Annotated in this window: 9 protein-coding genes; 2 read left to right on the top strand and 7 right to left on the bottom strand. The window is 51.6% G+C overall.

Annotated features, from left to right (window positions below):
- Positions 1–19: 19 nt before the first annotated feature.
- The 7 genes from IEV46_RS04245 to IEV46_RS04215 form a co-directional block, all read right to left on the bottom strand.
- Complete coding sequence (locus IEV46_RS04245) at positions 20–775, bottom strand: LytR/AlgR family response regulator transcription factor (RefSeq protein WP_188430230.1); 756 nt, start codon at positions 773–775, stop codon at positions 20–22.
- Complete coding sequence (locus IEV46_RS04240; RefSeq protein WP_188430228.1) at positions 772–2,532, bottom strand: LytS/YhcK type 5TM receptor domain-containing protein; 1,761 nt, start codon at positions 2,530–2,532, stop codon at positions 772–774. Before IEV46_RS04240 ends, IEV46_RS04245 begins: the two co-directional genes overlap by 4 nt.
- Positions 2,529–4,082: a solute symporter family protein gene (locus tag IEV46_RS04235; protein WP_188430226.1), complete on the bottom strand. Its 1,554-nt coding sequence runs from the start codon at positions 4,080–4,082 to the stop codon at positions 2,529–2,531. The genes IEV46_RS04240 and IEV46_RS04235 overlap by 4 nt, the downstream gene beginning before the upstream one ends.
- Positions 4,079–4,399 carry a DUF485 domain-containing protein gene (locus IEV46_RS04230; protein WP_188430224.1) on the bottom strand — a complete coding sequence of 107 codons (321 nt, stop codon included), beginning with the start codon at positions 4,397–4,399 and terminating at the stop codon, positions 4,079–4,081. The genes IEV46_RS04235 and IEV46_RS04230 overlap by 4 nt, the downstream gene beginning before the upstream one ends.
- 355 nt (positions 4,400–4,754) lie before the next feature.
- Positions 4,755–6,026: an MFS transporter gene (locus IEV46_RS04225; protein WP_188430221.1), complete on the bottom strand. Its 1,272-nt coding sequence runs from the start codon at positions 6,024–6,026 to the stop codon at positions 4,755–4,757.
- 44 nt (positions 6,027–6,070) lie between these two features.
- The gene (locus tag IEV46_RS04220; RefSeq protein ID WP_188430219.1) at positions 6,071–7,432 is read right to left on the bottom strand and encodes an ATP-grasp domain-containing protein; all 1,362 of its coding nucleotides are present in this window, start codon (positions 7,430–7,432) and stop codon (positions 6,071–6,073) included.
- Positions 7,429–8,562 (bottom strand): KamA family radical SAM protein, encoded by a 1,134-nt coding sequence (locus IEV46_RS04215; RefSeq protein WP_188430217.1) that lies wholly within the window; start codon positions 8,560–8,562, stop codon positions 7,429–7,431. The genes IEV46_RS04220 and IEV46_RS04215 overlap by 4 nt, the downstream gene beginning before the upstream one ends.
- Before the next feature lie 1,117 nt (positions 8,563–9,679).
- On the opposite strand from IEV46_RS04215, the gene hisS reads away from it, so the two are divergent.
- Together hisS and aspS are read left to right on the top strand one after the other, a co-directional pair.
- Positions 9,680–10,942 (top strand): histidine--tRNA ligase, encoded by a 1,263-nt coding sequence (hisS, locus tag IEV46_RS04210; RefSeq protein ID WP_188430215.1) that lies wholly within the window; start codon positions 9,680–9,682, stop codon positions 10,940–10,942.
- Between the two features lie 21 nt (positions 10,943–10,963).
- Positions 10,964–12,748: an aspartate--tRNA ligase gene (gene aspS / locus IEV46_RS04205; protein WP_188430213.1), complete on the top strand. Its 1,785-nt coding sequence runs from the start codon at positions 10,964–10,966 to the stop codon at positions 12,746–12,748.
- Positions 12,749–12,802 lie beyond the last annotated feature (54 nt).

Genomic DNA, 12,802 nt, shown 5'->3' with positions numbered 1-12,802 from the left:
CACCGTCCTTATTATCGGATCAACGTCCCAAAAGTTGAAACAACCGTTTGGCAGCTGAGCGGCTGACCGGGACTCGGCTTTCGTCTTTCAACATCAGATTATAGGCACCGTTAAACCAGGGGGTGATCTCCTGGATGTAATCGAGGTTGACCAGATAGCTTCTGTGGGTGCGGAAAAAAGGGAACTCCCGCAGCTTATATTCCAGTTCCTGCAAGGTCATTTTACTCCGGAGGATCTCTTTTTCCGTGTGAATCTCCAGGAATCGTTCCACCCGAACTGCATAACTGATGGAGGTCGGAGAAAGAACGACCATCTTTTCTCCATGATTCACCAACAACCGATCTCTGTGAAGGGAAAGGGGAGGGCGAAGAGGTTGAACCCTGGTTGGAGATCGATCGGACAACCGTTTTCGGATTCTGTCCATCGCTTGTTTAAAGCGTTTTTCGTCATAGGGCTTTAACAAGTAATCCACCGCCTCCAGGGCAAAGGCCTCCACCGCGTGATCCTCATAGGCGGTGGTGAAGACCAGTAATGGCGATCTTTCATTTCCCCGATCTCCATTCAACAAATGCCGGGCCGCTTCTATGCCGGAGAGGCCCGGCATTTGGATATCGAGAAAGATCACATCGGGCCGATGTTGATCATATAAGGTGAACAATTGATCTCCCGTCTCAGCGGCTGGACAGAGGGTGACATCTTTTTCCCTCTGCAGAAGCCAGGCCAATTCCGCCCGCGCCGGCCATTCATCTTCTGCAATCAAGGCCCGTATGTTCATTTGATTCCCTCCTCCGCCGGCTCCTGATCCGGAATCAAGAATGAGATTTCACTGCCGCCGGATCGCCGGTTGCATACTTCAAGCTGTGATTCTGCCCCCAACAGACCGATCAACCGTTGATTCACATTATACAGGCCGATTCCGCTCCCCTTTTCACTAGTGACGGGAGACTTCCCTGCTTGTTCCAAAATGTCGGCGGGAAATCCGCACCCATTATCCCGTACGATGATCCGGATTCCCCTTTTCACTTTTCTGATCTCAACTTCCACTTTGCCTCCGGAGACCGCATTCTTCAGTCCATGTTGAATACTGTTTTCCACCAGGGGCTGGATGGTGGAGGGAGGCAACATCGCTCGACCCACTCCATCTTCCATATGGCAAACCAGGGTCAGGCGGTCGGCAAAACGTGTCCGCAGAATTTCCAGATAGGCGTCAAGATGTTTCCGCTCCTCCTCGAGAGGAACCAGTGAGGCGGCTGCCAGGCGGAGATTGTAACGCATGTAATTTCCCAATTGAACAGTGGTTTTCCGCGCCAGATCCGGATGAACGCGGATCAAGGTGGAGATCAGGTGAAGAGTGTTAAACAGAAAATGGGGATTGATCTGGGCCTGAAGATTGCGAAGCTCCGCATCCCGGATCAGGAGCCGCAGTTTCTCCGCGGAGACAGCATTCAACTGATTGGAGATCAGCTTGCATAATCCCTGTGCCAGGGCAACTTCCACTTCCCCTAACTGTTGGGATCTTCTGAAATAGAGTTGGATCAGTCCGGAAGTTTCACCGGATTGTACAATTGGAACGATGATCGCCGCTTCTAGGGGACAGCCGGGGTATGGACATCGGATCTCTTCCCGCATGGAGGCGATTGTCACCTCGCCCTTTTGAATGGCTTGTTGTAACAGGGGGGAAGTCAGGGGGTCCCCCCGATGATGATGGTCATTTCCCAATCCCCGATGGGCCAGCACCTCTAGCCGATTGGTCACGGAAACGGCAGCCACTTGAAGTTCCTTGAACAATAGTTCGGCGATATCGTCGGCCATCTCCACCTGGGACTCTTTCTTCAAATAGGGAAGGGCTTCTTCGGCAATCGCCAGCGCCCGTCGGGTCGCATATGCGGCTTCCTGTTCCTGCTCGTGCAGAGCCACCCGGATCATCGCGGTGAAGATGGCGATCGCCACGCTGTTGGAGACAACCAGGGGCAGACCGATCCGATCGACCAAGGGAATCATCACCTCCGGTTGGGAACTGAACACGAGCAACAGAGCTCCCTGCAAGATCGGTGGAAAAATTCCGATAAACAGGGCTTTCAATGGGGCAATCACCCGTTCCTGCGAAAAAAAGCGGGCCGTCCATCCGGCGAGAAAACCGGTCAGGGGATGCACCAAAATGTTCGCAAAAGTTCCCATTCCTCCCAACTGAAACATGTAGAGGCTGAGGATGCATCCGGCGCCCCATCCGACAACCGGGCCCCCCAGCAGTCCGGCGATCACCATGGCAACGAGACTGGAGCCGACCAGCATCTGGTGATCTTCCAATTGAAACACCCAAAAAGAAGAGAAGAAGGTCTCTCCTTCCATAACGACACCAGCTTGCGCCCCTGCGATTCCGAACAGACCGAAGATCAGCGCGTGCATCCCGGTGGTCTTCAAATCCAGTTCCCGGTCCAACAGTGAACGGAAACCAGGGATCCGCGTCACCAGGAAGGCCAGGACCAATAAAAGGCCCAACCGTTCAAACAAAGTCATCGTCAAAACTTTCACGATTGCCTCCTCCCGGTCGGATTCCCCGGAGCCATTCCGGTTTGGGCCCGTACCAGCACACGGAAAAAGCGTTCCTCATCCACCGGCCGGCGGGACAGAACCGTCCCCAGAAAAGCGCCTGCAAAGCCGACGGGGACTGCGATCACACCGGGGTTTAACAGGGGGAAGAGGGGTTCCATAGCGATCCAGCCGTGTTCGGGGTGCATAATGTGGGGACCGGTGACCACAGAAACCAAAGAAGCCAAGAAGCCGCTGGCCATCCCGATCAACACCCCGGTTTCATTGAATCGCCTCCAATACAGTGTGAACAAGATCACCGGCAGATTGGCACTGGCACCAATCACGAAGGTAAGAGAGACGAGAAAGGCCACATTGATGTTTTCCAATCCCAAGGAAAACAAGATGGAAATCAAGCCGACCACCCCCGCCGTCCACTTTGCGATTCGCAATTGCTCCTTCTCCGAGGCGTTGCCTTTCCTCAAGACTTGATTGTAGACATCGTGGGAGAGGGAAGTGGTGGCGGAAATAACTAGTCCGGTGACCACTGCCACAATGGTGGCAAAGGCGATGGCGGCGATAAAAGCCATCAGGAAATCTCCGCCCAATTCCTCGGCCAACAAAGGTGCCGCCAGATTCCCCGTGGGGTCTGTTCTCACCAATTTCCACCACCCCACCAGCGCCACCGTTCCCAAACCGAGGGCCAGGGTCATCACATAAAAGAGACCGATGATCCAACTGGCCGTAATCACCGACTTCCGAACCGCTAAGGCATTTTTCACTGTAAAGAAACGAATCAAGATATGGGGAAGACCGGCAGTCCCGAGGAACAATGTCAGGTGGAGGGAAAGGGCTTCCAGAGGGGTGGAAAAGAGGTGTCCCGGGGCAAAAAAACGGTCTCCAAGGGGGGTTCCTTCCTTCACTTGTTGCAATAACAGGGGAATTTGCCAATCAAAACGGGACAGCAATATCAAGGAAAGTAAAAAGATCCCCGACATCAGGAGAACGGTCTTGACAATCTGGACCCAGGAGGTGGCTACCATCCCCCCGAAGACCACATAGACGGTCATCAGACTGCCAATCACCAGCACCGAGACCGAGTAGTCGATTCCCAGCAGCAAACGAACCAATAATCCGGTGGCCACCAGTTGTGGAATCATGTAAAAAATCGAGATGGTGAAAGTGACGCAAGCCACTGCCAGCCGAATGCGATGGCCCGGGAAACGAGCACAGATCACATCAGCAAGGGAGTACTTTCCAAGATGGCGCACCGGCTCCGCGATGACCAGCAGCACGAGCAGATAAGAGACGAGAAAGCCGATGGAATACAAGAAACCGTCATAACCTCCGAGAGCGATGGCGCCGGTGATGCCCAAAAAGGAGGCTGCGCTGATATAGTCACCGGCGATGGCCATCCCGTTCTGAAAACCGCTCAAACTGCTGTCTGCAATAAAAAACAGGCGGGTTGTCTGTTTCCTCCGGGCGGCCCAGTGGGTAATAATCAAAGTGCTTCCCACAATACACAGAAATAATAGAAAATAGGTGAAATTCATATCTTCCCTCTCTGTCGGATCTCTTCCGCCAACCGATCAAAGGTTTTGGCGGAGTTCCAATACATCCATCCCCACAACCATGTTAAAAAAATCTGTGCAAAGGCGTAAAGCCATCCCCAGGGGACCTGGATCCAAGGGGCAGGACGGCTCATCTGGCGGGGGTACAGACTGACGAACAAGGGCAGACCAAAGGAAAATACAGCGAATAAGAGAATCATCGGGATGAGAAGCCGCTTTTTGCGACGGATGAGTTGTCGCAACAATTCTGATTGAAGGCGGGACAGAGATTCATTTGTCTCCGGTTTTTCCGGATCCATCTGTTCACCCCCCTTCAGATGATTCAGTCCTTTTATTGCCGGAGTTTAACTGAAATGGTTACAGACAGCCGCGTATCGGGACTTCTTTATGCTGTGGTAATGCCCCGTGCACTTTTATTATCGGGGCATGGAGCCGAGGAAAAGGACGGGGCCGGTGTGGATCTGGACGTGCGAAGGAAGTTTTTCTGTGGATACATCGGCCCCTCTAAAAGAAGCTTGATGATTTAAATCGTTCTTGAACGGTAGGGATTGGGTTTCACATTGCGGCGCCAAAGTTCTGATGATCCCAAGACGCTTCATGTGAAACCCAACCCTCCCTGTGGCATTTACCATACTTCAAATGACCCTCCGATGATTATCCGTGTTCCACCTGTTTTTGATCAGCGGACTGAAGTGTATATTTCCATCGGCTCATGTGACGCATGATGAACCATCCGCATAAGAGTATCGGAATGCCATGCATGATGGCTGCGACATTAAAGGGGGAAATCACTTCCAACAACGGGGAGCAAATAATCATTCCCACACCAAAACCAACGGTCTGAAAGGAAGAAGCAATGCCGAATACCCGTCCACGGATGTGATCCGGCTCATGTTGCAGGCGTGAATTGAAACAGATGGCGGATACACCGTCCGCAACGCCTGCCAGCAATGCAAAGGGTAAAATGGTTAGCCAGTGTTCACCCCAGAAAAGAAGAATAAAAAAAGCAGACATCAAGAAGGTGGAAATGATGAAGGCGATTTCACTGATTATAGTTTTGTTGGTTTTAAACCATTTGATCGTTCCGCGTGATCCGATCAGATTACCGACAGCCCAGGTTGCCCAAATAAGTCCAACGTAGAAGGACGGGTTTTCAGGTGACAGCTGGTCGGAGAAAACGGGTATACCCACATTATGTGAAGCGGAACCAAAGGTATCGATGAGACGAATCATCATCAAACTCGACAGAATGGGTAAAGCCCCCAAGTATCGGGAGAGGATTTTTATTTCCATGAAAAACCCCGTATCCTTAGCGGTCGTTTCCTGAGGAGATTTCGTTTCTGCTTTCGTTTGAATCGGAAGGATCGCCAGAACCAGGCCGGAAATCAAAAATGTGAGGGCATCGATCAGAAAAACGGTTTTGTACCCCCAAAGAGCAATGATGAGACTGGCTGTGAGTGTTCCAATGACCATTCCGATGGATTGCAGGGCATTAAGGACCGCATTCGCTTTTACCCGATGCTCTTGGCCGAAGATCACAGGGATGCTGGATTGTAGAGAGATATTAAAAACTTGTCCGAAAGCACCCAACAAAAAAGATGTGATCATCAGAAGAGCCAACTGCCAAGTGTCTGGGGCCAACACCAACAGGATCAAAGCGAGACATCGAATCAGATCGGAAGATATCATCAAGGTCTTTCGGTCCATACGATCAGCCAACATCCCGGAGAAAAACCCGCAGAAAAAGCCTCCAAATAATCGAATGGCCATAAAAAGACCCATAATCAAGGCGCTGTCTGTCAAAAACAAGATATAGAGGTTAAAAGCCACCATATTTAAGAAATTGCCGATATCGGAGATCCCTTTACCTGCGGCGAGCACATAAAGGTTGAATTTCGGCGAACGCTGTTTGAGGATCATGCCCATTCCGATTGCTCCACTCCTTTGGATGGGGGAAGCAAACCGCCCTGCTATAGGGCGGGTGCTTCCTTTTTCACATGAAACCGGACTTCCCTTTTTGCCTGCTCGTATATGTCTTGTATTTCTTCATAAGTTTCAGCTTTTACCCAGCACATGAGAAGAAATACTTCTTCATCATCCCCGTGAATATGGGTTCCTTCCGGAAATAGAAGCGTTGAGGACAAAATTCCGGGGATGCGATTCAGCTTGTCCAGCCCTTCCACACGCTCAAAATATCCCGCATGCGGCGGATACAGGGTAAACATCCCGTACTGATCAGAAGCGCAAGGGTATGGGCGGGGCTGAAATGATCCCAGCGCAAGATCGACCATTGCGTCCAACGCATGAAATCCGATCATCGTTTCCAAGCTTTTTGTAACCAGCATTCCGCCCACTCTGGGGTTAATCTCCAAAAGTTGAGGTCCTGATTGTTTATCGTATCGAATTTCAACATGGCAAAGCGAGTTTTTAATACCGGTTGCTTTGGCCACTTCAATGGCATACTGCTTCATGTTTTCCAATTCTTCCGGGGTAAACCTCACCGGCGGAACCACCAGTAAATGCTCGTACACCACTCGATCCCCTTCGCTGACCAAGACCTTATCGTGAACCAACAACGGAATAACCTCTGATTCTGTGGCCACAATTTCAATGCTGGCCTCAGGGCCATCAATATATTTTTCAACCAGCATGGTCCGCAGGGGATCAAAGGTGATCAGATTTCCCTTTTTGTCGGTGAATTGGTGAGTGCAAGAATACAGGTTCCGGTAAATGGATTGGGGGAGTTTCTTGAGGGCTGTCCGATACCCCTGAAGGAGATCCTGCTCGTTCTCACACTTGATCACCAGCTGAGAAGCACAGCCGTTGACCGGTTTCAGTATCACGGGATAGCCAATGCGTCGGGCATGTTCGATCAGAGATGTTTCCTCTGTGGCCAATCCAAAATCGACGGTTTGCAGACCCGCGTGGCGCAAGGCGTCTCGTGTCAGATACTTATTGTTGGAACGGTACAACCCGTCAACGGATTGGGAAGGGAGTCCCTTTTCCGATGCGATTTGGGCGACGGAGGCTCCGAGTAAACCGTCGGGAGTAAATAAGCCGCTGATGGTCAAAATTCCGGCCAAAGGCTGCTTTCCTGCCATATCCTCGACCAGATCCCGAAGACTGTTGAAGTCCCAACATTCCACCTCACAAATTTGTTCAAACAGGGGATGCTGGTGTCGCCGTTCGTATTCATTCAACTTTTCCTTTTCATGAGGCTGCATCTTTCGGAATATGAGGAGGTTTGTGTACCCCCGTTCTTTGGTTCGTACCGCCAGTTCCAGCAATGTGTTGAAGGCTTGGTTTTCAATAAAGAGAAAGGCTTTTTTCATGTCAGGATCTCCTCCTCATCATAACCGTCCAGGTAATGGGAGGTGATATATCCCTTTTCGTCGATATCATGGAGAGGAGGTAGCTCCTTGTTGTCCGAGAATTCGAGAAAATCGGCTGCCTTATAGGGAGTTGTGGAACGAATGTAACGGGAACCGTCGATCTTCACATATTCAAGCTGATGTCCGGGTGCGATGCGGTGCTTTCCAATGGGGGTAACATATACATACTGAAAAGTAGTGGTTCCGGAATATGGAGAGAGTTCCTGCAATATATCGAGTCCCTTTTGAACCGAAGTGCGGAAGTGTTTGGCACCGACCACGGGCATGCAGTGAAACAGGTAATATGGAACAATACCCGTACAGAGAAAGGCCTCCAATAACTCGCGCATCGCCTTGACAGAATCATTGATTCCCTTCAGCAAGACGACTTGTCCCCGGACTGTAATTCCTTCACGGATCAATCGTTGATATGCACGGACTACTTCAGGTGTCAATTCATCCACATGGTTCAGCGATAAACCGATGGAAATATTTTTCGACATACGTGGTTCGTCATAGTCTATCTGTTGATAGCGGGCAATCATTTTCGCCAAGTCTGGTGTGACCTTGTCAGGGGCGAACAGAATGTTTCGGGTTCCGATACGTATGTTTCTGACATGAGGAATCGGAAAAACTTTATCCAACACCTTCTCCAGTAATCGGGGATCCATCAAGGGGTCTCCTCCGGTGATCAAAACGGTGCGAATACGACTGTCCGACTCTATAAAACGGATAGCCTTGTCAATGTCCTCATCGCTCATTCGTTTGGCGGAACCTGCCAGAGTGCGCGATTTTTTAAAGCAATACCGACAATAAGCAGAGCATTCAAAGTACGGGGTGAGTACTGCCCGGTCTTCATATACACGCTCCAATCCGTAGATCCCGTGATTGTTTTTTCCTTCTTCAAAAGGTTTTTCCGTACCAAAATCCAAAGCTTCATAGGGACTGGGAATAAACTGTTTGGCGACGGGATCGGATTGTTTGGCGAGTCGGGAAAGAGCCGGACTCATTTTGGTTCGGAATTTGCCGATTACATCCAACACCATTTCTCTCTCTGTACGATGGCCCTTTTCATTCGTAACGTTGCTCATTGTTTACCCTCCCCATAATAGGTGTAAGGAAGGACCGAGACAGGTGAGCAGTTACTCCACTCCAAGAAAAGAATCGAGCTAAAATTTACTGTGAATTCTGTGGTGTGTACATCTGCGCGACGGGTAGCACTATATTTATTTTTTGAAGGATTCTGTCAAGTGGCAGCCTGGTTCACCTAAATTGTATATCCTTCCGATGTATATTCTACCATTTCGCATTTGGGGAGTCGAGAGGAACAGTGTTTTTAATAGCGGAGAGTCCCAATAGTGAAATAAGAGGATTTTAACTCTGTTATAAAACAAAAAGAGCCTCACAAGGGAGGCTCAAAAGGTGGATCACAGGAAAAGGAGTGAGTGTCGGAAAGTACCCCTCAGCAGTAGCAGTTGTCGATCTGCTGCTTCACCCAATGGTTGGAGCAGCATTCGTTCAATGCCACTTCACGGCTATCCTCAATGGCGCTCCCACAAACTGGGCACACGTCCTGCGTTTGAGGGTTGGTGTGCATTGGAATCCCTCCCGATCAGGTTGATCTTATTATACTATAACAGATTATGAAAAGTAAACATCTGTGATACAACAAAATTTAAATTTAGGCGAAGCTGTTTTCGGATTTGTTCCATAACAAAACGGTCTCTTCACGTTTTATCACGGAAGCTCGACAGATACACATCTGGGGGGCGACAATCCGAGTCCATTCTGATTTTTTCTGACAGATCCAGATGATGATGGGGATGAATTTGTATCTTTTTTCACAAACACCTTGACTTTTGTCCATCCATCCCGTACAATCCTGTCTTAACAACAACTTGAGCAGGATTCACCGATGATGGGAAAAGTACCCGGGAACCGGGCAGCCAGAGAGGAAGCGTCCATGGGCTGCAAGCGCTTCTCTGTCCCGCCCCGGGGAAAGACACCTGGAGGTTCCGGACCGAACACCCGATGGGGTTGGTAGATTCGGACGTCAGCCGGACGATACCTGGCCTGAGCGGGAAGCGGAGGCAAAATCCGTTTCCAAAAAGGGTGGCACCGCGGGAAAATGTGAACCAATCTCTCGTCCCTGACAAGCAGGTCAGTGGCGGGAGATTTTTTATATTGCTTTTGAGGAGGCGGGAGTAAGTGAACTATCGGATCCCCCGTGGTACGTCGGATCTGTTACCCGGTGAAGTGGAAAAGTGGCAGTACATGGAGGAGAAGGCCCGGGAACTCTGCCGTCTCTATCACTTTTCCGAAATCCGCACCCCGATGTTTGAACAGACAGAGCTGTTTCGGCGTGGGGTGGGGGAGACCACGGATATCGTGGAGAAAGAGATGTACACATTTGAAGACCGGGGCGGACGCAGTCTGACCTTGCGACCGGAAGGGACAGCCTCTGTCGTCCGTTCCTTTGTGGAAAACAAGTTGTATGCCGGGCCGCAACCGACCAAGCTGTATTATATGGGGCCCATGTTCCGGTATGAACGTCCCCAGGCTGGACGGCAACGGCAATTTCATCAGTTTGGCGTGGAAGTGTTCGGGACGCGGGAACCCGAAGCGGATGCGGAGATTATTGACCTGGGTTACCGGTTTTACACCGCTGTCGGACTGAGGAAGGTCCGGGTGGAAGTAAACAGTGTCGGCTGTCCCCGCTGCCGGCCGGTTCATCGGGAGGCACTGGTGGAGTTTCTAAGCCCCCACCGGGAGGAGCTTTGCAAGGATTGCCAGTCCAGGCTGGAACGGAATCCGATGCGCGTGTTGGACTGCAAAAACGAGACCTGCAGCAGGTTGATTGAGGATGCTCCGAAAATGATCCAATTTCTTTGTGATGAATGCGCACCTCACTTTGATAGCGTGAAAGAGATTCTGGATCTCCTGGAAGTTCCCTATCAGATCCAACCCCGGCTGGTGCGAGGATTGGATTATTACACCCAGACCGCTTTTGAATACGTTTTGGAAGAGGCGGGGAGTGGTTCGTTGGGTGGGGGCGGCCGTTACAACGGTCTGGTGGAAGAAGTGGGAGGCCCGGATCTGCCGGGAATCGGCTTCGGTCTCGGCTTGGAGCGGGTGATCCTGGCTCTGGAGCAACAGGAGGTGAATCTGCCGATCCGCCGGGGAGTGGACTGTTTCCTGATCACCTTGGGTGCCGCGACCAAAAAACGGGGGATCTCCCTTTTGAAACAACTCCGGGAGGCGGGTCTCTCCGCCGAACGGGATTATCTTGATCGAAAACTCAAAGCCCAACTGAAGGCCGCTGACCGGTCCGGAGCGACGCATGTGGCCATTCTGGGTGAGAATGAACTGGAGGAAAACCGGATTGTGGTCAAAAACTTGGCCACCGGTGAACAGGAGACGATCCAGCTGGACCAACTGACGGATTATATTCGTAATGCATGTACAAGATAGGCTGAGAAAAGAGGGATTTCCATGGAGTCGAGTTTTAAGAACCATGACTGCGGTTTGTTGACCAAGGAATATGTGGGCTCGACGGTCATACTTAACGGCTGGGTCCGGAAGTGGAGGAACTTGGGCGGCTTGATCTTCCTGGATCTGCGGGATCGTTCCGGTACGGTTCAGGTGGTGATCAACCCGGAGGTATCCCCAAAAGCGGCGGAAATCGCCGACAAGGTGCGGAGCGAATATGTGCTGGCGGTTCAGGGGGAAGTGGTGGCTCGATCGGAAGAGACGGTCAACCCCAAGATGGAGACGGGGGAGATTGAGGTGCTGGCACGGGAAGTGGAAGTCCTGAATGCTTCCAAAACCCCTCCTTTTACAGTGTCCGATGAGATTGATGTGGAGGAGACCACCCGCCTGAAGTATCGCTATCTCGATCTGCGCCGCCCGATGATGCAAGAGACGCTACTCCTCAGACACCGGGCGATGCAGATTGTGCGTCGCTTTCTCGATGCACACGGATTTATCGAAGTGGAAACCCCGATGTTGACCAAGAGCAGCCCGGAGGGGGCCCGAGACTACCTGGTACCGAGCCGGGTACATGAAGGGGAATTTTACGCCCTGCCTCAATCCCCTCAGATCTTCAAACAACTGTTGATGGTCTCAGGTTTGGAACGTTATTTCCAAATCGTCCGCTGTTTCCGGGATGAGGATCTGCGGGCGGATCGTCAGCCGGAATTTACCCAGATCGATATCGAGGCCTCCTTTCTGGAGACGGAAACTCTGATGGCGATGATGGAGGAAATGGTGGCGGAATTGTTCCGGGAAACCATCGGTGTCGAAGTGGAACGCCCTTTCCGTCGGATTCCGTATCAAGAGGCGATGGATCGGTTTGGCAGTGACCGTCCCGACCTTCGCTTTGGCATGGAACTGGTGGACCTGTCCGAGATGGTGAAAGAGAGCGCCTTCAAGGTGTTCGCCTCCACTGTGGCCGATGGGGGACGGGTCAAGGCGATCAATGTGAAGGGAAAGGCCGACTGGAGCCGCAAGGTGATCGATTCCTGGGGAGAAGTGGCTCAGCAATTAGGGGCCAAAGGATTGGCCTGGCTCGCTGTCCGGGAAGCGGGAACCAAGGGGCCGGTGGCCAAGTTTCTTTCCGAACGCGAATGGCATGACATCATGAAGGCGACGGAAGCGGAGACCGGTGATCTTCTCCTTTTCGTTGCCGACCGTCCCCGGGTGGTGAATGAGGTGTTGGGAGAACTGCGGGTCCGCCTGGCCAAGGAGCTGGATCTGATCCCGGCAGGAGTTTACCAATTCGCTTGGGTGACCCATTTCCCCCTGCTCTCATATGATGAGGAAGAGGGCCGCTATCATGCGGAACACCATCCCTTCACCAGTCCGGTGGATGAGGATATTCCGTTGTTGAAGACCGACCCTTCCCAAGTCCGGGCGAAAGCTTACGATATGGTGTTGAATGGGTATGAAATCGGCGGGGGAAGCCGGCGCATCCATCGTCGCGAGATCCAGGAAATGATGTTTGAAGCTTTGGGTTTCACGATGGAAGAGGCGAAGGCGCAGTTTGGCTATCTGTTGGAGGCTTTTGAATACGGGGCACCGCCCCACGGGGGAATCGCCTTTGGTTTCGATCGTCTGGTGATGCTGTTGGCCGGCCGCAGTAACCTGCGGGACACGATCGCATTCCCCAAGACTGCCAGCGCCACCTGTCTCATGACGGGAGCTCCATCACCGGTCTCGAAACATCAGTTGGATGAGCTCCATATCACCCACAGGGAGCGGGAGACTTCCCGTCAGTGAGAAATGGGTCGAATCAGACACAAACTTCCGCTTGATAAAGATCCGACGCATGTG

The sequence above is a fragment of the Kroppenstedtia guangzhouensis genome (assembly GCF_014637345.1).
GTDB classification, from domain to species: Bacteria; Bacillota; Bacilli; order Thermoactinomycetales; family DSM-45169; genus Kroppenstedtia; species Kroppenstedtia guangzhouensis.
This window is presented reverse-complemented; position numbering and strand designations above follow the sequence as displayed.

What these genes read in the sequence shown, in the direction of transcription:
- IEV46_RS04235 (WP_188430226.1), bottom strand. Translation starts at nt 4,082, where the DNA reads ATGAATTTCACCTATTTTCTATTATTTCTGTGTATTGTGGGAAGCACT.
- IEV46_RS04220 (WP_188430219.1), bottom strand. Translation starts at nt 7,432, where the DNA reads ATGAAAAAAGCCTTTCTCTTTATTGAAAACCAAGCCTTCAACACATTG.
- IEV46_RS04230 (WP_188430224.1), bottom strand. Translation starts at nt 4,399, where the DNA reads ATGGATCCGGAAAAACCGGAGACAAATGAATCTCTGTCCCGCCTTCAA.
- aspS (WP_188430213.1), top strand. Translation starts at nt 10,964, where the DNA reads ATGGAGTCGAGTTTTAAGAACCATGACTGCGGTTTGTTGACCAAGGAA.
- IEV46_RS04245 (WP_188430230.1), bottom strand. Translation starts at nt 775, where the DNA reads ATGAACATACGGGCCTTGATTGCAGAAGATGAATGGCCGGCGCGGGCG.
- IEV46_RS04215 (WP_188430217.1), bottom strand. Translation starts at nt 8,562, where the DNA reads ATGAGCAACGTTACGAATGAAAAGGGCCATCGTACAGAGAGAGAAATG.
- IEV46_RS04225 (WP_188430221.1), bottom strand. Translation starts at nt 6,026, where the DNA reads ATGGGCATGATCCTCAAACAGCGTTCGCCGAAATTCAACCTTTATGTG.